This is a genomic window from Amycolatopsis sp. NPDC048633, assembly GCF_040650695.1.
In the GTDB taxonomy this organism is placed as follows: Bacteria; Actinomycetota; Actinomycetes; order Mycobacteriales; family Pseudonocardiaceae; genus Amycolatopsis.
Window position 1 is genome coordinate 1 of the sequence record NZ_JBEZHS010000050.1, and the last position, 19,330, is coordinate 19,330.

Here is a 19,330-nt window from a genome sequence, read left to right on the forward strand (position 1 = left end):
CGGTTGACAATGGTGAAACCAACCCTTGAGGACCCCGGGTGCCGCAGTGGCACCCGGGGTCCTTCGTGATGTGGAGGTGGAATGATTCCTGACCAAGAAGGACCGGCCACGCCCAGCGCGGCCGACAAGTTCGACGACGAGCACTACCCCGCGTACACCATGGGCCGGGCCGCCGACGTCCTCGGCGCCACGCAAGGCTTCTTGCGCAGCCTCGACGAGGCCGGCCTGATCACCCCGCAACGCTCCGCCGGCGGGCACCGCCGCTACTCGCGGCACCAGCTGCGCCTGGCCGCGCGGGTGCGGGAACTGGTCGACAGCGGCACCGCCATCGACGCCGCGTGCCGCATCGTGTCCCTCGAGGACCAGCTCCACGAAGCCCAGCGCCAGAACACCGAACTCCGCGCCGGCGACTGAGGTCCGACCCGCTCGGCACGCGGCCCCGGCGCCGCGTGCCGATCTGCCGGTCCCGTCCCGGAACCCGCCGGAGCGGTGAAAGTTACTTGCTGACGCTCGTCGAGAACTTGAGCGAACGGCCGGCCTCGGCGCGGAAGGTCGAGCCGTTGTCGTTGCTGTAGGCCTCTCCGCCACCGGGATACGGGCTGGAGTCGTTGTACGCCAGGCCATAGCAGCCCGTGGTGGTCGCCGAGCGGACCAGCAAGCCGTACCTCTGCCCGGCCACGACGGAGACGTCCGGCGCCACCGTGACGTTGCGCGGTGACCAGCCGATCCGCGCGGCCGGCACCACCGTCGAACTCAGCGCGTCACCGGTCGGCTGGAACGCGTCGGTCGCCCGGTAGACGCTGATTTCGAGGCCCGCGTCCGGGTTGCCGGCCTGGAAGCTCGTGTACGAGACGGCGGACAGCCTGCCGGTCCGGCCGGGCACGAACGTCTGGAACCGGGCCACGCCGGAGCCGACGTCGCAGTACGAGCGGAACCCGCTCACGCCGTCCGCCTGGTCGGCGTCCGGCGGCGGGACCTGGTGCCCGGCGGCGCCGGTCGACAGGGTGAGGGAGAACGAGTTCTGACAGCTGAGCGGCTCGATCGCCCCGGTGGCGGTGAAGCTCAGCGGGGCCCAGAAGTAGTTCGCCAGAGCCTCGTTGCGTTGCGCGTTGTTCCAGAGGTCGCTGGCGTAGAGGTACGTCGTGCCCGACGTCGTCGGGATCGCCGAGACGAACGCCGGTTGCCCGCCGCACGAGTCGGTGCTGATCTTCACCGGCGCCGACCACGGGCCCAGCGGGCTCGAAGCCGTCCGGTACGACGTCCCGGTGCCCGCGCAGTACCCGCAGTTCGGGTCGGAGTAGGTCAGGTAGTAGACGGTGCCGCGCTTAAACAACGCCGGTGCTTCGGTCTGCTGCTGACCGAGCCGGGTGTACTGGCCCGTTCCGGTGCGGTAGTCGCCCGAAAGCCGCTCCACGACGAGGTCGCCGTTGCTGCGCCAGTCGGTGTAGGCGAGGTACGCGGTGCCGTCGGAGTCGACGAAGACGTCGTGGTCGCCGTTGTTCACCCCGCCCGCCGGGGCGTTGTTGTTCACCGCGAGTGCCGGCACCGGTGCTTCGGTGAACGGCCCGGCCGGCGACGGGCTGGTGAGCACCCGGAAGCCGACCTGGTTGTCGTACACGTTCACCCAGAGCACGTAACGATGGGTCCGCGCGTTGTAGCCGACGTGCGGCCGGAAACAGCCGTAGGTGGCCCCGTCGCAGCGCGTCTGCCAGACGCCGGTGGGTTCGAAGAGCCGGCCCCGGTCGGTCCAGTGGACCAGGTCGGGGGAGGTGTAGACCTTGAACCCGCAGAACGGCGAAGTCGTGGCCTGCCAGGCGAACCCGCAGTCGTAGCTGGTGCCGTAGAGGTAGTACGTCCCGCCGAAGAAGGCGATCTCTCCGTCGTGGGCGTCCACCGAGTCACCGTTCGTGTCGAACCGGATGACCTGGTGGCCCTGTGCGTCGAAGTTGGTCACGGTCGTGGTGAACGGTGCCGCGCTCGCGGGGAGCGCCAGGGCGAGCATCGCCACGAGCGCGACGACGAAGACGAGCGGGCGAAGATTCCTCATGGTGGTCTTCTCCCTCGCTCATCCTCGATGTATGAAACGATTCAACGACGCAACCTACGTGACCCGGGTCACGGTCGTCAAGGCTCGTGACAGACTTCGCGCATGGATGAGCACGCCGCGGCGGACCTGATCGCCCGGGCCCGTGCCGAGACCGAGCGCCTGGCCGGCGCGCTGGCCCGGCAGCGGGACGGGATCGTGGCGGCGTCGGAGTTCACCAGCAACGACGACGAGCACGATCCGGAAGGCGTCACGATCGCGTTCGAACGGGCGCAGGTCCAGTCCCTGTTGCGGCAAGCGCAGGACGACCTCGTGGACCTCGACCGCGCCGCCGAACGCGTGCGCGCCGGGGTCTACGAAACCTGCGAACGCTGCGGGGGACCGATCGCGGAAGGCCGGCTCGCCGCCCTCCCGGCGACGCGGATCTGCATCACCTGCGCGAACAAGGCCACGCGCTGAGCTGATCGAGTGTCTTCTTGCGCGTCATCCGGACAGGATCGGCGCCATTCCTTGTTTCCCCGCGACGGAGGTTGTAGAAAGTCCCACGGCTATTTGAAACGTTTTATAGCGTCAGGAGACGTTCATGCGCCGGTCGGGAACCTCGATGAAGAGACGGGCCGTCGTCGTCGCGCTCGCGCTCGCCGCGGCGGTCGTGCCCGCCACGGCCGCGACCGCCGAGCCCGCGCACGGCGGCCCGCTGCCGCCGACGTCGCTGCGTGCCGACGGCCAGGTGTCGAACGTCCTGGCGGCCAGTCCACAGCCGACGTTCGCGTGGGCCGTGAACGACTCGGGACGCGCGGAAACCCAGACGGCGTACGAAATCCGCGTCGACGGCCCGCGGTCCCACTGGGACTCCGGCCGGGTGCCGTCGCCGAACTCGGTCGACGTCGCCTACAGCGGACCGGCGCTGGACAGCGACCGCACCTACCAGTGGTCGGTGCGGACCTGGAACAGCCAGGGCCGGCCGTCGCCGTGGTCGGCGCCCGCGAAGTTCGACACCGGCCTGCTCCGGCCCGCCGACTGGTCGGCCTGGTGGCTGCAGGTCGACGACGGCGCGCTGGTCCGGGGCAGCTTCGACGTCACCAAGCCGGTCGCCCGCGCCCGGCTGTACTTCGGCGCCCAGGGCGTCGCCGAGCCGCACCTAAACGGCGCCCGCGTCGAGCCCGACCGGGTCCTCGACTCCGCGGTGACCGACTACGCCGCCCGCGTGCTCTACCGCGACCTCGACGTCACGAACCTGGTCAAGCCCGGCCGCAACGCGCTCGCGTTCATGGCCGGGAAGGGCCAGTACACCGGCCGTCCCGCCCTCGTCGCCCAGCTGAACGTCACCTACACCGACGGCTCAACCGCGCGCTTCGGCACCGGAACCGACTGGAAGGCCCAAGCGGGCCCGGTGACCGGTGACGACTTCTACTACGGCGAGACCTACGACGCCCGCAAGGAGATCGCGGGCTGGGACACCGCCGGGTTCGACGCCGGCGCCTGGCCCGCCGCGCACGCCGTGGCCCCGGCGGCCCACCGCCGGAGCCTGGCGCAGGGCAAGCCGGTGACGGCGTCGGACACGACCACCTGCTGCGGCTGGTCCCCGGCGGCCGCGGCCGACGGCATCGACGGCTCGATCGACGCGTCGGAGGGCTACCACTCGGCCATCGAATCCAGCGCCGACAGCACGAAGTGGGCGCAGGCCGACCTCGGTTCGGCGCAGAAGATCGGCTCGGTGGCGCTGTTCCCGGCGCGGCCGACCAACGATACGGCCGGTGACGTCGTCGGCGCCGGCTTCCCCGTGCGCTACCGGGTCCAGGTCAGTGACGACCCGGCGTTCGCCACCGCGACCACCGTCGCCGACCGCACGGACGCCGACCAGCCCAACCCGGGCACCGCGGCCGTCACCCTGCCCGCGAACGTCACCGGCCGGTACGTGCGGGTGACCGCGACGAAGCTCGCCTGCGCCGGCACCAGCTGCACCTTCCGGCTGGCCGAGATCGGCGTGTACGGGCCGAACCCGGCGGTGGTCGACAGCGGCGTCACGCAGCTGCAGCCCGACACCACCCCGCCGACCCGGGTCGTCGCGAACTTCCAGCCGGTGAAGGAAACCCGGCCCGCGCCGGGGGTGCGCGTCTACGACTTCGGCCAGAACCGCACCGGCCAGGCGACACTCCGGGCCGCCCAGCCCGCCGGAACGACGGCGTCGCTGAAGAAGGGCGAGATCCTCGACGCGAACGGCCGCGTCACGACCGCCAACATCAGCTTCAACGGCTCCGAACCGCCGCGCCAGACCGACCACTACACGTTCCGCGGCACCGGCACCGAGACCTACCTGCCGCACTTCAACTACGCGGGCTTCCGCTACGCCGAGCTGACCGGCGTCCCCGACGACGCCGCCGTCACCGTGACCGCGCAGGAGATCCACACCGATGTCGCTTCAGTGGGCCGGTTCGACACCTCGGACGCCGAGCTGAACAAGATCCAGGCCGCCGTCACACAGACCCAGCTGAACAACCTCGAGTCGATCCAGATGGACTGCCCGACCCGGGAGCGGCACGGCTGGCTCGGCGACGCCGCCGACTCCGACCAGGAGGCGATGGCCAACTTCGACATGCAGGCGTTCTACACGAAGTGGCTCGGCGACATGGTGACCAGCCGCAACGCCGATGGGAGCCTGCCGTCTGTCGCTCCGGTCAACGGGCGTACGGACTGGCTCACCGACCCCGCGTGGGGCACCGCGTACCCGCAGATCATCTGGGACTCCTACACCCAGTACGGGAACACGCAGCTGCTCGCGACGCACTACGACCACGTCAAGGCCTGGGTCGACTACCTCGGCACGATCAGCGACGCCGACCACGTCGTCGTCAACCCGCCGACGTCCTGGGGCGACGACTGGCTCTCGACGGTCAGCACCCCGCACGGCTACTTCCAGACCGGCTTCTCCTACTTCGACGCCACACTGCTCGCGAAGATGGCCGGAGTGCTCGGCAAGAAGGCCGACGCCACGAAGTACAACGCACTCGCCGGGCAGATCGCGACGGGCTTCCTGAAGCGCTTCTACTCCGCCGAGACCGGCGTCTTCGGCACCGGGACGCAGCTGTCCTACGCCCTGCCGCTGGTGTTCGGGCTCGTCCCGGCCGGGCGCGAGCAGTCCACAGTGGACCACCTGGTGGCCGACATCGCGGCGCACCAGAACCACGTCACGACCGGGTTCGTCGGCACCACACTGGTGTTCCAGGCTTTGGGTACGTACCAGCGCAACGACGTCGCCCTCGCGATCGCGCAGCGCACCGACTACCCGAGCTTCGGCTACATGGTGAACCAGGGGCCGGGGACGATCTGGGAGAAGTGGGACAACTCCTCGGCGCCGGACGGGACGTCGTCGAAGGACCACATCGGACTCGGCGGCGCGATCGGGCAGTGGTTCCAGCAGCAGCTGGCCGGGATCCAGCCCGGCACCCCGGGCTGGCGCGAGTTCACGCTCGCGCCCGCCGTCGCCGGGAACCTCACCCACGTGACGGCGCAGCAGCAGACCGTGCGGGGGACCGTGGTGAGCTCTTGGCGGCGCGACGGCAGCACGCTCACCTACCACGCGACGGTCCCGGTCGGGGCGAAGGCGACGATCCGGCTGCCGCTGCTCGGCGGCAAGCAGTCGTCGGTGCGCGAGAACGGCCGGACGATCTTCGCGGACGGCCACGCGGCCCAGCCCGACCCCGGGCTGACGGTCGGCCGGGCCGACGACGAGACGCTCACCCTGACCGCGGGTTCGGGCGACTACACGTTCACGGTGACCCCGCCGCGCACGCCGTTCACCCGGCTCGCGCTCACGACGGGCACGCCCGCCGCGATCACCGCGGGCGGCCGCGGCGACATCCCGGTGGTCGTTTCCGGGCGGTCCACGGTGGACAAGCGGGCGACGCTCAGCGCGCAGGTCCCTTCGGGTTGGACGGCGACGGCGACTCAGATCCCGCTGACTCCGGCCACTTCCGAGACACCGGGGAGTGTGCGGATCACCGTGCCCGCGGGGGTGAAGAGCGGTCTGTACCCGGTGACGCTGACCGTGAAGACGCCTCGCGGGGGAGAGGCGAAGACGACGGTGAACGTGCCGGTGTTCGGCAGCTGGGCGAGCGGGACGACGGCTTCGGCGTCGAGCGAACACGCACCGAACGTCGTCAATGGTGCTACGCGGACTTACCTCGCGTCGAACGCGATCGACCACGACCTGGCGACGTTCTGGAACGACGACACGGACAGCCAGTACCCGGACACGCTCACCGTCACGGCCCCGGCCGCGACCGCGCTGACGGGTGTCGGCTTCGCGTCCAACCCGGACGGCGTCCCGACGGACTTCACGGTGCAGACCTGGGACGGCGCGCAGTGGGCCGACCAGGTCCACGTGACCGGCAACGCGGCGGTGTACCGGTGGATCCCGTTCCCGGCGCCGGTGACCACGACCCAGGTGCGGGTGGTTGTCGCGGCTGCGCAGAACAGCTTCTCGAGGATCGCGGAAGTGACGCCGTGACGCAGGTGCGAGCCGACCGGTTCGCCTCGGCTGACCGTGCGTGAGGCTTCGCGCCCTCCGAACGGCTAGCGAGTTCCCATGCGATGCCGCCGGCCTCGGCCGGCGGCATCGCACCCAAGGCGGCCTGGGACCGCCGGACCCGAGCGCGTTGCCGGACCGCCGTCGACGAACCTCAGGCGCGCGACACTAACCGGCCCGGAACTCGTAGGTTCCGGAGCCGACCTGGTACCTCGCATAGCCGTTCCGCGTACCTTCCCACCTTGAACCGGCCGGAGCGGCGACCTTGTCACCCTGGCGAACCGGCACGAAGACCTCACCCGTCGCGCCGACGGGCACGCTCACCCGCAACGTGAAGCGGTTCCGGTCCCGAGTCCAAGCCGAGCGGACCTTACCGAGCGGAGACTCGACCTCGGCGGAAGCATTTCGCAGGTCACCCACAGGGGAGGGCTGGAACTTGACCTTCGCATACCCCGGCGCCGCGGGCTCGATACCGGCCACGTTCTGGTACAGCCAGTCGTCGACGGTGCCCATGAACGCGTGCTGGTGGGACCGCGACGTGGCGGGCCACTCCTCCCACATCGTCGTGGCGCCCAGGGTCTGGAACCAGTAACCCCAGCCGGGGTACGCCGGGTTCGTCGCGACGCTGTAGGCGAGCTCCGAGTTCCCCGTGTCCGTGAGCACCGGCAGGATCAGCTTCGTGCCCAGCGCACCGGTGTTCAGGTGGACGCCGCGCCCCTTGATGTCGCCGACGAGGTTCGCGACGACGCCGGCGCGGGCCGCTTCCGGCACGATGCCGAGGCTCAACGGCAGCAGGTTGCTGGTCTGGCGATATCCGGCCGCGGGGTCGTCGTAGTACGCACCCTTGGAGGCGTCGAAGAACTTGGTGTTGAACGCGTTGGCGATCGTGCCCGCAAGGCTGTCGAAGCGCGCCGCGTCGTCGTTGTGCCCGAGGGCACGCGCGATCGCCGCCATCGTCGTGGTGGTCTTGTGGATGTAGGCGGTGCCCGCGAGCCGCGCGCCCTCGGGCGGCTGCGCATAACCGGGCGCGAGCCAGTCGGCGTAGCTGCCGCCCGTGTAGATGTAGCCGGTCTGCGCGATGTTCTTCTCGAAGAACCCGAGCCACGCCTTCATCGCCGCGTAGTTGTCCGCGAGCGGCTGGAGGTCGCCGTAGTACCAGTAGAGGTCCCAGTCGACGAGCACGAAGCTCGCGGACCAGACCGGGTCGATCACCTGCTTGGCGCCCACGGTCCCCGGCACGGTCTGGCCGATGTTCCCCTCCGGCGTCTGGTCGTCCCGGTGGGCGCGCATCCAGTTCTCGTAGAAGTTCCGCATGTCGAAGCTGGCGATGGCCGAGTCGGCCGCCAGGAAGGCATCCGCGGTGTAGGGCCGCTTCTCGTACATCGGGGTGTCGGTCGGCACCGAGTGCAGGTTGTCGAGGATCGTGTTCGCCTGCGCGTCGTGGTAGCGGTTGAGCAGGTCGCTCGAGCTGGTGAAGTCACCGGTCTTCGTGACCGCCGTGTGGACGCGCTGCCCGGTCACCGACTCGACGGTGACCCCTGAGGGTGCGGTGACCTGGACGTACTGGAACCCGGCGTAGGAGTAGCTCGGCGTGAACGTCTCCCGCCCGCCGCCCTTGAGGACGTAGGTGTACTTCTGCAGCTGCATCCCGAAACCACCGACGTTGTCGACGGTGCCGTCGGCTTTCAGCTTCTCGCCGTAGGTGATCGTCACGGCGGCGCCGGCCGGTCCGCGCACGGCGACCCCGGCCCAGCCCGCGGTCGGGGTGCCGTAGTCGCGGACCGTCGTTCCGGGCGCGGGGGTGGTCACCTTCCCGGCCGGGAGCGTGCCGGTCACCTTGATCGGCGGGAACGACTGCGCCCGGAGCGCACCCGCGGGCGCCGGGACGACGCGGGCGGGGCGCCAGGCGGCGTCGTCGAACCCGGTGTCGTTCCAGCCCGGCTGCTCGAGCCGGGCGTCGTAGGTTTCGCCGAACCACAGCGATTCGGACGTGGTGGGGCCGTCGGCGAGCGTCCAACTCCCGTCGCTGACGACGCGCCCGTTCGTGCCGTCCGCATAGGTGATGTCGAGCTCGAGCTTCAGCTTCGGCTCACCGTGCCACGGCGAGCTGTTCCACTCGTCGGGGTTCGTCATCGCGTAGTAGCCGCGCCCCAGGCTCACGCCGAGCGCGTTGTCGCCGGACCGCAGGGCCTGCGTCACGTCGTACGTCGCGTAGAGGTCCGTCTTGTCGTAGACCGTGAACCCCGGGTCGAGCTCGTGGTCGCCGACGCGCCGGCCGTTGAGGTAGAGCTTGTAGTAGCCGAGACCGGCGATGTAGGCGCGGGCCGACTTGATTCGCTTCTTCGCCGTGAAGTCCTTGCGCAGCAGCGGTTCCGGCTGCGGCGCCGTCGTGACCGAGTTTCCCCAGGGACCCGATCCGTAGGCGGCGGCCACCAGCGCCGCCGGCCACGCCGAGTCGTCGAAGTCCGGCTGCTGCCACCCCGGAGTCTCCGTGTCGGACGACTTCCAGGCGGCGTCGGTGACGAGGTCGACCGGGTCTGTCTTCGACGTCTCGAGGTGCAGCTTGCCGACGAGCCCCGATGGCCCGGGTTGGGCGTTGGCGGCCTGGATCGCGAGGACGTTCCGCCCGGGACGCAGCTCGGCCGTGAGGTCGACGTCGACGGCCGTCCGCCACGAGTCGGTGACCTGGGGCGAGGCGGCGACCTGCTTTCCGTTGACGTGCAGGATGAGGTTGTCGTCGGCGGTCAGCTGGAAGTGGGCCGCCGTGACCTGGGCGTCGGCGGGCAGGTCGATCGTCCGCCGGAAGTACCGGGTGCCGACCGGCGCGGAGTCCGCCGGATTGCCCTGGGGGTACCAGATCCAGCTCGCGCCTTGCAGCGAAGTGGCGGCCGGCTCTGCGCGCGCCCCGATCCAGTCGCCCTGGAAGTCTTTGCCGTCCAGGAACGCGGTTTCGAACCACGCGGCCTCGCTCCACGCCGACGTCCGCCGGTCGGCGTCCCAGACGCGGACGCGCCAGTAGTACCGGGTGCGCGGCTGCAGGCGGGCTCCGGCGTACTCGACGTCGAACGACTTCGCCGACGGCACCCGGCCGCTGTCCCACACATCGCCCGCCCGGCCCGGCGCCGACGACACCTGCACCTCGTACGCCGACTGCCGGGCACCCGGCCGGTCCGAGTCCAGCACCCAGCCGAGCCGGGGCTTGGTGACGTCGACACCGAGCGGGTCCTCCTGGTGCTCGACCGTCAGCGTCCCGGCCTGCAGGCCCCTGGCCCCGGCCGGGTCGGCCAGCACCGGAGCTGATCCCACGACAGGCATGGCCAGCACGACCACCAGCGCGGCCGAGATTCCCGCCATCCGCGATCTCATCGCACTTTCCTCCGTCGTCGCAGGTGAGTGGTCTTGAATCGTTTCAATTCATGGAGATGGGGAAACGATATAGCGCTTCCCTGGAAGTGACAATGGCCGCGCGGTCAGGGGTGCGGCTGTCCGGACGAGAGGATGCCGCGGACGAGGACGTCGATCGACCAGGCGAACCGCTCCTCGCCGGTGCCGGACATGATGTCCTCCCGGGCCGCGTGCACGCGGGGGTGCTGGTCCGCCGACACCCGGTTGATCGCCTGCCTGACCGGGCTGTCCGGCGCGGCGGGGTCGACGCCGTAAGCGTGTCCCGCCGCGATCGCCGCCATCGACATCGACATCATGTCGATGGCCCACGCCGCGGTCGTCGGCTCGACGCCGGCTTCGGCCAGGATCTCGAGGAGGGCTTCGGCGATGCGCAGCGCGTTGGGTCCCACGGCGACCGTCTGGAAGGCCAGCTGGGCGAGGGTCGGGCTCTTCGACAGGACTTCCGCGTAGGAGCGAAGGAGCCGTTCGAGGCGGCCGCGCCAGGGTTCGCCGGTCTCGCCGACGGTGACCTCGTCCAGCGCGTGGTCGAGGACCAGCGCCTGCAGTTCGCTCAGGTCGTCGACGTAGGCGTAGAGCGAAGCCGGGCCGGTGTCGAGAGCCGTGGCGATCTTGCGCAGGCTCATCCCACCGCCGTCTTGCGAGATCTGGCGCAGCGCCTCCGCGACGATCGCGTCGCGGCTCAGCGGCGCCTTCGCCGGCCGGTTGCGGCGGCTCGCCACGGTGGATTCGCGGAAAGGGTCGCGAGACGGCATCAGCCGACGGTATTCGTCACGAACACCGTTCGTCAAATCGGTGTCCCGTCCTTGACGAACGGCGTTCTTAACGAATACCGTTCGTTAGTGACCTTTCGGACGAGGAGAGGCTGAACCCGCCATGCCGACACCCAGCATCGCGATCGTCGGAGCAGGCTTGAGCGGCCTGGTCTGTGCGCGGATCCTCCAGCGGAACGGGAGGGCCGTCACCGTCTACGAAGCGGATGCGACGGCCGCCGCCCGCCAGCAAGGCGGCTCGCTCGACATCCACGCCGACACCGGCCAGATCGCGCTCGAAGAGGCCGGCCTGCTCGAAGCGTTCCGGGAGCGGACCCACGTCGGCGGTGAGGCCGTCCGCGTGCTCGACAAGAACGCACGGGTCCACATCGACCACCAGGAGCCACCCGGCGGCCGCGGCCGCCCGGAGATCGACCGGAAAGCCTTGCGGCAGCTGCTCATCGACGCACTCGAGCCGGGCACCATCGCCTGGGGACACAAGGTCGTCGCCGCGCGGCCCGCGGAACTCGAGTTCGCCGACGGCAGCAGGGCGAGCGCGGACCTGGTCATCGGAGCCGACGGCGCGTGGTCGAAGATCCGGCCCCTGCTGACTCCGGCCAAGCCCGCCTACACCGGGATCACCATCGTCGAGATCCGGCTCTCCGACGCGGCCACTGAACACCCGGACGCGCTCGCCCTGACCGGCCGGGGAAGCCTCTTCGCGCTCTCGGACGACAAGTACCTCGGCGGGCACGGCGGGGACACCATCGCGCTCGGCTGCGGCTTCCGCGTCCCCGAAGACTGGGTCTCCGCCGGCGGGATCGACTGGGAGTCCCCGCCCGCGGCCCGCGAGGCGCTGCTGAGCCGGTTCGAGGACTGGGCGCCGTCCCTGACCGACTTGATCCGCGACTGCGACGACACCATCTGGCCGCGCCCGATCTACGCCCTGCCGATCGGGCTCACGTGGGACGGGGTCCCCGGGGTGACGGCCGTCGGCGACGCCGCGCACCTGATGTCGCCGTTCGCCGGCGAAGGAGCCAACCTCGCGCTGATCGACGGCGCCGATCTCGCCCGGGCGATCCTGCACCACGACGACCTCGGCACGGCGCTCGCGGTCTACGAGAAGACGATGTTCCCGCGGGCGGCCAAGTCGGCGGCGGCGTCGCAAAAGGGCCTCGACACGATGTTCGTCGACGGCCCGCCGCGCAAGATCGTCCGGTTCTTCCGGACGATGGACGTCGTTTCGCGCCTGACCCGGCCGTTCGAGCGCGTGTTCGCTTTAGGGGGCCGGACGAAATGACGGAAAACGTGGCTCTGGGCGCCGTCGAACTGACGGTCGCTGACCGCGACGACGGGCGTGCCCGGCTGGGAGTGCCCGAGCGGGCTTTCGTTGTGTTGCGGCAACGCTGGCCAGGCTCGTCCGCCACTACACGGCCCGGCACGCCGAGTACCAACTGACCGACCACGTCGTCGCGCGCTCGATCTACATCGTGGATCCGGACGGTCACTGCGTCGAAGTCACCTGTGCCCGGCCTCAGGCGGAGTGGCGCTGGCAGAACGGCCGGCCGGTGCTCGTCGCCGATCCCCTCGAACTGCGGGACTTCTCCGCCGAGCCCGGCTGGGACCTGCCCTTCGACGGCCTTCCGGCGGGCACCGAGCTGGGGCACGTCCAGCTCAAGGTGACCGACCCGGACCTGACGGCCACGGAGCCCTTCTACTGTGACCTGCTCGGTTTCGACGTCGAGGGCTACCCGCACGACCTTGCGGCGGACGCGCTGCACATACGAGACCCTTCGGGAAACCTGCTGCGGTTCACCGTGGCCGGAAGCGGGGCGGCCGCAGCGCGGTGACCTCCGGGACCGGGCCGTCGAACCGCTCGATCTCCACGACGGCGTGCTGGCCCGCGCACCCCTGCGACAGCCGGGACGACGGCACGTCCGCCGTCAGCACGTTCGGGTTGCCGTGGGCGCACAGCGGGCCGGCCGGGTGGTCGTCGACCGGGTCGAACCAGGCTCCCGTCGGGAGCTGGGCCACGCCCGGGCGCAGGGCGTCGTCGAGGACCGCGCCCGCCAGGCACGCGCCGCGCGCGGTGAACACCCGGACCACGTCCCCGGAACCGATGCCGCGGGCCGCCGCGTCGGCCGGGTTGAGGCGGATCGCCTCGCGGCCCGCCACCTTGCCCGCGCGGCTGACGTCGCCGGCGTCGAGCTGGCTGTGCAGCCGGGTGCGTGGCTGGTTCGCGATGAGGTACAGCGGACCGGTCTCCGTCGGCGGCAACCAGACCGGGTGACCCGGGCAGTCGTCGTACCCGAACCCGGCGATGACGGCGGAGGTGATCTCGATCCGGCCGCTCGGCGTCCGCAGGGGATGCGCGTCCGGGTCGGTGCGGAAGTCCTCGAACAGCGTGTGGTGCGCCGGCCCCGGCGGGAGCCGCAGTTCGCCGGCCGCCCAGAACTCCGCGAAGGACGGGCTGTCCCGCCACTTGCCGTACAGGTGCTCCAGCCACTGCCGCGGCGATCGCCCTTCGGTGAACGCCGTTTCGACGCCGAGCCGGGCGGCCAGGCCGGAGAAGATCGCGTAGTCGTCACGAGCTTCTCCGGCGGGCTCGGCGATCCGGTGCATCGCGATGAGGTGGGTGTCGCGACGGCCGGAGCCGAGGTCCTCGCGTTCCAAAGCCGTCGTGACAGGCAGGACGACGTCGGCGTGGCGGGCCGTGGCCGTCCAGAACGGTTCGTGCACCACCACGGTGTCCGGCCGGGTGAAGGCGCGCCGCAGCCGGTTGAGGTCCTGGTGGTGGTGGAACGGGTTGCCGCCCGCCCAGTAGACGAGCCGGGTGTCCGGGTACCGGCGGACTTCACCGTTGTAGTCGTAGGAAGTGCCGGGGTGCAGCAGCAGGTCCGCGATCCGGGCGACCGGGATGAACTCCTCGACGGGGTTGACGCCTTGCGGCAGGTGCGGTGTCCGGAGCTCCGGGCCGGTGTCGCCGACGTCGCCCATCGAGCCGTAACCGTGGCCGAACCCGCCGCCGGGCAGGCCGATCTGCCCGAGTATCGCGGCCAGCGCGATGCCGGCCCACACCGGCTGCTCGCCGTGTTCGATGCGCTGCAACGACCAGGTCACCGTGACCAGCGTGCGGTGCGCGGCCATTTCGCGGGCGAGCGCGACGATGTCGGCTTCCGGGATCTCGGTGATCCCGCTCGCCCAGCGCGCGTCCTTGCCGGTGTCCAGGAGGTACCGCTCGAACTCCGGGTAGCCGACGCAGTAGCGGTCGAGGAAAGCGCGGTCGTGTAATCCTTCTTTGACGAGCGTGTGCGCGAGGCCGAGCATCAGCGCGGTGTCGGTCGCCGGGCGGATCGGGTACCAGCGGGCGTCCACTGTGGACGGGATGTCGTCGCGCAGCGGGCTCACGAGCGCGACCCGGGCGCCCAGCCGGGCGAGGTGCCCGGGCGTGCCGTGCTCGGTGACCCCGCCGGGGGTGACGAACACGTTCTTCTCCGGCACGCCGCCGAAGGCCACGATCAGCTCGGTGTGCTCGGCGATCGTCGGCCAGCTCGACGCCTGGCGCAGCACGGCGTGCTCGCCGCCGACGACGTGCGGCAGCAGCACCGAGGACGTCCCGGTGCTGTAGCTGTTGCGAGACGTCGTGAAGCCGCCGATCGTGTTCAGGAACCGGTGCAGCTGGCTCTGCGCGTGGTGGAACCGCCCGGCGCTCGCCCAGCCGTAGGACCCGCCGAAGATCGCCTGGTTGCCGTGCTCGTCGCGGACGCGGCCGAGCTCGGTGGCGAGCCGGTCGAGGACCTCGTCCCACGGCACCTCGACGAACTCGTCGTGGCCGCGACGCTCATCGGGCCCGGGACCGTCTTCGAGCCAGCCGCGGCGGACCGCGGGGCGGGCGACGCGGCTCGGGTGGTCCAGCGCCGCGGCCAGGTTCCCCAGCAGGGGTGACGGCGCCGGGTCGGCCGGGTGCGGGACCACCCGCAGCCGGCCGTCCTCGACTTCGGCGGAGAACGCGCCCCAGTGAGATGTGCTCGGCCTCATACCCCGACGATAGCCACGTCGGCCCGCTCGCGGACGAGACGCACGAGCGTGCCGTAGTCCCGGGCGTCGGCCAGCGGCGAGAAGCCGCGGATCAGCAGGGTGCCGACCCCGAGGCGGACGTAGTCCAGCAGCGAGTCCGCGACCTGCTCGTAGCTGCCGACCAGCGCGGTCGAGTTGCCGGCGGCGCCGGTCGTCTTCGCCACGGCCGTCCAGAGCCGCTCGTCGTGGACCTCGCCGGTGGCCGCGGCTTCGAGCAGCCGCTGTGAGCCGACGGCGGCGCTGGAGTCGCGGATGCCCTTGAAGTCGCTCACGCGGTCCTGGGTGAGCCGGAGGATGTCTTTCGCGCGCTCCCAGGCCTCGGCTTCGGTCGCCGCCGGGATGGGCCGGAGGCTGACGCTGAACGCCGGGGTCCGCCCGTGCGGCGCGGCGGCCGCGCGGACCTGCTCGATGCGTTCGGCGATCCCGGCCAGGGGTTCGCCCCAGAAGGCGTAGACGTCGGCGTGCTTCGCGCCGACCCGGATCGCGTCGGCCGACGCGCCGCCGAAGTAGACCGGGATCCGGTCCGGCCGGACGTCCGAACGGGCGTCGCGGACCTGGTAGAACTCGCCGTCGTGGTCGAACGGCTCGGTCTCGTCCCACGTCTTCCGCACGACCTCGAGGAAGTCGTCGGTGCGGCGGTAGCGGGTGGCCTTGTCGGTGAAGTCGCCGTCGCGGGCCTGGTCGGCGTCGTCGCCGCCGGTGATGACGTGCAGGGCGATCCGGCCGGGGTGGAACGCGTCGAGCGTCGCGAACTTGCGGGCCAGCTGGGTGGGCGCGACGAAACCGGGCCGGTGGGCGAGCAGCACGCCGAGCCGCTCGGTGGCGGCCAGGACCTGGTCGGCGAGCACGAACCCGTCCGGGCTGCTGGCCGACTGGGCGATCAGCACGCGGTCGAACCCGGCCTCTTCGTGGGTGCGGGCGACTTCGCGCAGGTAGCCGGGCTGGACGACCGGGCCTTCCGGCGCGACGATCTCGCTGGCCTGGCGGCCGGCGGCGTAACCGATGAACTCGACAGTCACGGGGTCTCCTGTCCCAGGGCGCGGGCGGCGGCGAAGATGTCGCTCATCCGCCAGCTCTCGTTGGGGTGGGTGCGGCGCGCCCGGCCCCAGCCGGAGTCGCGCCGGTACTGGGCGGGCCAGTCGGTGTCGCGGACAGCCTTTTCGTCCGCCGTGACCGGGGTGCGGCAGTCGGGGTCGACGAACAGCGCGTCGACCGGGCAGTACAGCTCGCACAGGAAGCACGTCTGGCAGTCGCCCTGGCGGGCGATGACCGGGGCTGCCTCCGGGACGGCGTCGAAGACGTCGCTGGGGCACACCTGGACGCACTTGTCGCACTCGATGCAGCGGTCGGCGAGGACGAGTTCGATCATGCGGCGGCCTCCTGCCAGGTGGGGTCGTCGGTGCGCCAGTGCATGCCCCGGGTCTCGGGCCGGCGCAGGGCCGCCGTCTTGACCCAGCGGCCCATGGCCACCAGCGACGCGGTTTCGCGGGCGGTGACGGCCTCGCGGCCGGTGCCGGTCAGGCCGCCCTCGACCACCGTCCACAGTGCATCCAAAGTAGACAAAGACTCTTGGAGACCACGCTCGTCGCGGAACATGTTCTTGTCGTAGGCGTTCAGCTCTTCGCGCACGACGTCGACCACGCCGGTGGTGTCCACAGTGGTCGTCCGGCCGCTCGGGCGGATCCCGGCGCGTCCTACCGAGTGCAGCGGCGCCGTGCCCGCCGAACGAGCGTGGCGGACCGCGGCGCGCCCGGCCCAGGTCCCCGACGACACCGCCCACGCGGAGTTCGGCGAGCCGCCACCGGAGATCGCGCCGACCACCGGCACGCGGCTCGTGACGTCGCCCGCGGCGAACAGCCCGGGCACGTCGGTGGCGCAGTCCGGAGCCGAGACGGTGAGGCCGCCGACCCCGCGGATCGTCCCCTCGCCGAGCAGCGTGACCTCGAACCGGTCGGTGTACGGGTCGATGCCGCGCCGGGCGAACGGCAGCAGGAAGTTCGGCTGCACGATCGGCATCTTCCGGCGCACCCACTCCGGCGTCCGGTCGAGGGTGGTGAACACGGGCCCGCGCAGCAGCGCGGCGCCGAGGTCCCGGTTGCGGTTCCGGCCCAGCTCGATCTCCGCGCCGCCGGCGTCGGTGTAGGTGCCGAACAGGTACGACATCGACCGCGCCATCGTCGAGTAGGCCGGGGCGAGGGTGTAGTAGTTCGAGAACTCCATGCCCGACAGCCGGGCCCCCGCTTCGACGGCCATCAGGTGCCCGTCGCCGGTGTTGCCGCGCGAGCCCAGCAGGTTGGACCGGAACGCCGTCCCGCCGGTGGCCAGCACCACCGAGCCTGCGCGGACGCGCCAGGTGCCGCCGGCCTGACGGCGGACCCCGGTCGCGCCGCCCGCCGAGCCGTCCGGACGCAGCAGCAGCTCCAGCGCGGGGTGGTGGTCGAGGATCCGGACGCCCGCCCGGTGGATCAGGCCGCGCATCGCGCGCAGGTACTCCGGGCCGCGCACGTTGTTGGTCCGGTCGGGCTGCCCGTCGCGGACCGGGAAGGGGTAGTACTTGTCCAAAGTGGGCAGTCGCTCCCAGGTGGTGCGCAGGACGCGCAACGCCTGTTCGGGGTCGGCGAGCCCGCCGGCGTGCGCGTGCCGTTCCGCGACCGCCTGTTCGTGGCGGGCCGGCGGCACGAACCAGTGCGTCACCCCGGCCGTGGCGGTGACGCCGCTGGTGCCGCAATAGCCCTTGTCGGCCAGGACGACGGTCCCACCGGCCTGGGCCGCGGCCAAGGCGGTCCAGGTCGCGGCAAGACCTCCGCCGACGACGAGCACGTCGGCGGTGAGTTCGAGATCGCTGGTCATCGCGTTTCCGCCAGTTCGGCGTCGGCGGCGACCCCGAGTTCGGCGAGCAGCCGGTAGCGCAGCTCCTCGAACTCGGGGTTGCGGCGGGTGCGTTCACCCTCGAACGCGACCCGGTGCTCAGCGGCGAGCGTGCCCTCGCGCAGCGCGACGACCCGGTCGGCCAGCAGGATCGCCTCGTCGACGTCGTGGGTGACCAGCAGGACCGCCGGGCGGTGGACGTCGACCAGGTGCCGGACCAACGCGTGCATCTTGATCCGGGTGAGGGCGTCGAGGGCGGCGAACGGCTCGTCGAGCAGCAGCAGGCGCGGCTCGCGGACCAGCGCCCGGGCGAGCGCGACGCGCTGGGCCTCGCCACCCGACAGAGTCGCGGGCCAGGCGTCGGCGTGGCCGGTCAGGCCGACCTCGGCCAGCGCCCGGGCCGCGGCCTCGCGCGCCCCGGTGCGGGGGAGACCGACCGCCACGTTCTGCCACACCGGGCGCCACGGCAGCAGACGGTGCTCCTGGAACACCACCATCCGCTCCGGCGGGGCGCTCAGCTCACCACTGTCGGGTTCGTCCAGCTCGGCGAGCAGCCGCAGCAACGTCGTCTTGCCGCAACCGCTTTCGCCGATCAGTGCGACGAACTCGCCGGGCGCGATGTCGAGGTCGAGTCCGTTGAGGACAGTGCGCTCCCCGAAGCTCTTGGTCAGCGCGCGCACGCGCACGGCGGTGGTCACAGCTTCACCGCATGGTCGGCGATGGTGATCGGGCCGCTGAGGATCTTCCGCTGGCTCAGCCAGTCGGCGCCGCGCTGCAGTTGCGCGATTCCGTCGTCGTTGATGAGCGACAGCTTGGTCTGGACGTTCTCGGCGGCCATCTTGTCCAGCACCGGCTGCGGGTAGTGCGAGACGGCGTTGCCGATGTCCAGCGCCTGCTTGTAGTTCTGGTTCTGCCATTCGTAGTCGGCCTGGAACGCGCTGATCACCTTGCGGATCGTGTCGGCGTTCTGCTCGGCGTACTCGCGGCGGACGAGGTAGCTGGTGAAGTCGATCTGGAAGTCCAGCTCGTCGCCGTCGACGAAGATCGGCTTGGCGCCGTACTGCACCTCGGCGATCTCGCGGAAGCCCTGCCAGATCGCCCAGGCGTCGATCTTCCCGGCGCCGAACGCGGCGGACGCCTCGGGCGGGTTGAGGTAGGTGACCTTGACGGATTCGCGCGGCACGTTGTACTTCTCCAGCGCCGCAACGAGAAGGAACTCGCCGAGGCCCGCCTTGTTGACCGCGACGGTCTTGCCGACGAGGTCGGTGACCTTCCGGATACCGGTGTGGGCGCCCGCGACGATCGCCGTGGTCCGCGGGGTGGACGCCGCCCAGGCGACGTACACCAGGTCGGCGCCGGAGAGGATCGCCTGGTCGGCAGGGGTGGTGCTGCCGCCGAAGCTGAAGTCCGCGGTGCCGCCGACCACGGCCTGCAGGGTCGGCGCGTGGTTGGGGAACGGCCCGACCCACTCGACCGTGATGCCCTGGTCCTTGAGCGTCTTCTCCAGCACACCACGGGCTTTCGGCACGGAGATCGTGCTGTAGGTCAGGCGCACCTTGCCCTGGGTGGCGCCGCCGGCCGAACCGCAGGCGGCGAGCGGGGCGGACAGCGCGGCCAGGCCGGCAGCGGTCAGGAACGTTCGGCGTGAGAGCGTCATGG

At 71.1% G+C, this 19,330-nt stretch carries 14 protein-coding genes; 5 read left to right on the forward strand and 9 right to left on the reverse strand.

Annotation, left to right across the window (positions count from 1 at the left end):
- The first annotated feature begins 81 nt into the window (after positions 1-81).
- Positions 82-414: a MerR family transcriptional regulator gene (locus AB0C38_RS45665; protein ID WP_360686564.1), complete on the forward strand. Its 333-nt coding sequence runs from the start codon at positions 82-84 to the stop codon at positions 412-414.
- An 82-nt stretch (positions 415-496) separates the two neighbouring features.
- On the opposite strand, the gene AB0C38_RS45670 is transcribed toward AB0C38_RS45665, so the two are convergent.
- Complete coding sequence (locus tag AB0C38_RS45670) at positions 497-2,047, reverse strand: family 43 glycosylhydrolase (protein WP_360686567.1); 1,551 nt, start codon at positions 2,045-2,047, stop codon at positions 497-499.
- 102 nt (positions 2,048-2,149) lie between these two features.
- Between AB0C38_RS45670 and AB0C38_RS45675 the strand changes: the two genes are divergently transcribed.
- Complete coding sequence (locus AB0C38_RS45675) at positions 2,150-2,503, forward strand: TraR/DksA C4-type zinc finger protein (protein WP_360686570.1); 354 nt, start codon at positions 2,150-2,152, stop codon at positions 2,501-2,503.
- Positions 2,504-2,648: 145 nt separating this feature from the next.
- The gene (locus tag AB0C38_RS45680) at positions 2,649-6,554 is read left to right on the forward strand and encodes a family 78 glycoside hydrolase catalytic domain (protein WP_360686573.1); all 3,906 of its coding nucleotides are present in this window, start codon (positions 2,649-2,651) and stop codon (positions 6,552-6,554) included.
- A gap of 186 nt (positions 6,555-6,740) precedes the next feature.
- Here AB0C38_RS45680 and AB0C38_RS45685 read toward each other — a convergent pair whose 3' ends face one another.
- Positions 6,741-9,938 carry a family 78 glycoside hydrolase catalytic domain gene (locus AB0C38_RS45685; RefSeq protein WP_360686576.1) on the reverse strand — a complete coding sequence of 1,066 codons (3,198 nt, stop codon included), beginning with the start codon at positions 9,936-9,938 and terminating at the stop codon, positions 6,741-6,743.
- 104 nt (positions 9,939-10,042) lie between these two features.
- The gene (locus tag AB0C38_RS45690; RefSeq protein ID WP_360686578.1) at positions 10,043-10,729 is read right to left on the reverse strand and encodes a TetR/AcrR family transcriptional regulator C-terminal domain-containing protein; all 687 of its coding nucleotides are present in this window, start codon (positions 10,727-10,729) and stop codon (positions 10,043-10,045) included.
- Between the two features lie 121 nt (positions 10,730-10,850).
- Between AB0C38_RS45690 and AB0C38_RS45695 the strand changes: the two genes are divergently transcribed.
- Complete coding sequence (locus AB0C38_RS45695) at positions 10,851-12,026, forward strand: NAD(P)/FAD-dependent oxidoreductase (protein ID WP_360686581.1); 1,176 nt, start codon at positions 10,851-10,853, stop codon at positions 12,024-12,026.
- Between the two features lie 190 nt (positions 12,027-12,216).
- The gene (locus AB0C38_RS45700) at positions 12,217-12,576 is read left to right on the forward strand and encodes a hypothetical protein (protein ID WP_360686584.1); all 360 of its coding nucleotides are present in this window, start codon (positions 12,217-12,219) and stop codon (positions 12,574-12,576) included.
- Here AB0C38_RS45700 and AB0C38_RS45705 read toward each other — a convergent pair.
- From AB0C38_RS45705 to AB0C38_RS45730, 6 genes are read right to left on the reverse strand one after another with little or no spacing between them, the layout of a single operon-like run.
- The gene (locus AB0C38_RS45705) at positions 12,539-14,764 is read right to left on the reverse strand and encodes a molybdopterin-dependent oxidoreductase (RefSeq protein WP_360686587.1); all 2,226 of its coding nucleotides are present in this window, start codon (positions 14,762-14,764) and stop codon (positions 12,539-12,541) included. The genes AB0C38_RS45700 and AB0C38_RS45705 overlap by 38 nt on opposite strands.
- Positions 14,761-15,822 (reverse strand): LLM class flavin-dependent oxidoreductase, encoded by a 1,062-nt coding sequence (locus tag AB0C38_RS45710; protein ID WP_360686590.1) that lies wholly within the window; start codon positions 15,820-15,822, stop codon positions 14,761-14,763. The genes AB0C38_RS45705 and AB0C38_RS45710 overlap by 4 nt, the downstream gene beginning before the upstream one ends.
- The gene (locus tag AB0C38_RS45715; RefSeq protein WP_360686593.1) at positions 15,819-16,172 is read right to left on the reverse strand and encodes a ferredoxin family protein; all 354 of its coding nucleotides are present in this window, start codon (positions 16,170-16,172) and stop codon (positions 15,819-15,821) included. Before AB0C38_RS45715 ends, AB0C38_RS45710 begins: the two co-directional genes overlap by 4 nt.
- Positions 16,169-17,653, reverse strand: coding sequence for an FAD-binding protein (locus tag AB0C38_RS45720; protein ID WP_360686596.1), 1,485 nt, complete (start codon positions 17,651-17,653; stop codon positions 16,169-16,171). Before AB0C38_RS45720 ends, AB0C38_RS45715 begins: the two co-directional genes overlap by 4 nt.
- The gene (locus AB0C38_RS45725; protein ID WP_360686599.1) at positions 17,650-18,369 is read right to left on the reverse strand and encodes an ABC transporter ATP-binding protein; all 720 of its coding nucleotides are present in this window, start codon (positions 18,367-18,369) and stop codon (positions 17,650-17,652) included. The genes AB0C38_RS45720 and AB0C38_RS45725 overlap by 4 nt, the downstream gene beginning before the upstream one ends.
- A complete protein-coding gene (locus tag AB0C38_RS45730) occupies positions 18,366-19,328 on the reverse strand; it encodes an ABC transporter substrate-binding protein (protein WP_360686602.1) in 963 nt (320 codons plus the stop codon). Before AB0C38_RS45730 ends, AB0C38_RS45725 begins: the two co-directional genes overlap by 4 nt.
- Between the last annotated feature and the right edge of the window lie 2 nt (positions 19,329-19,330).

Coding starts and splice junctions, on each gene's coding strand:
- AB0C38_RS45665 (WP_360686564.1), top strand. CDS start 82: ATGATTCCTGACCAAGAAGGACCGGCCACGCCCAGCGCGGCCGACAAG.
- AB0C38_RS45670 (WP_360686567.1), bottom strand. CDS start 2,047: ATGAGGAATCTTCGCCCGCTCGTCTTCGTCGTCGCGCTCGTGGCGATG.
- AB0C38_RS45675 (WP_360686570.1), top strand. CDS start 2,150: ATGGATGAGCACGCCGCGGCGGACCTGATCGCCCGGGCCCGTGCCGAG.
- AB0C38_RS45680 (WP_360686573.1), top strand. CDS start 2,649: ATGAAGAGACGGGCCGTCGTCGTCGCGCTCGCGCTCGCCGCGGCGGTC.
- AB0C38_RS45685 (WP_360686576.1), bottom strand. CDS start 9,938: ATGAGATCGCGGATGGCGGGAATCTCGGCCGCGCTGGTGGTCGTGCTG.
- AB0C38_RS45690 (WP_360686578.1), bottom strand. CDS start 10,729: ATGCCGTCTCGCGACCCTTTCCGCGAATCCACCGTGGCGAGCCGCCGC.
- AB0C38_RS45695 (WP_360686581.1), top strand. CDS start 10,851: ATGCCGACACCCAGCATCGCGATCGTCGGAGCAGGCTTGAGCGGCCTG.
- AB0C38_RS45705 (WP_360686587.1), bottom strand. CDS start 14,764: ATGAGGCCGAGCACATCTCACTGGGGCGCGTTCTCCGCCGAAGTCGAG.
- AB0C38_RS45715 (WP_360686593.1), bottom strand. CDS start 16,172: ATGATCGAACTCGTCCTCGCCGACCGCTGCATCGAGTGCGACAAGTGC.
- AB0C38_RS45720 (WP_360686596.1), bottom strand. CDS start 17,653: ATGACCAGCGATCTCGAACTCACCGCCGACGTGCTCGTCGTCGGCGGA.
- AB0C38_RS45730 (WP_360686602.1), bottom strand. CDS start 19,328: ATGACGCTCTCACGCCGAACGTTCCTGACCGCTGCCGGCCTGGCCGCG.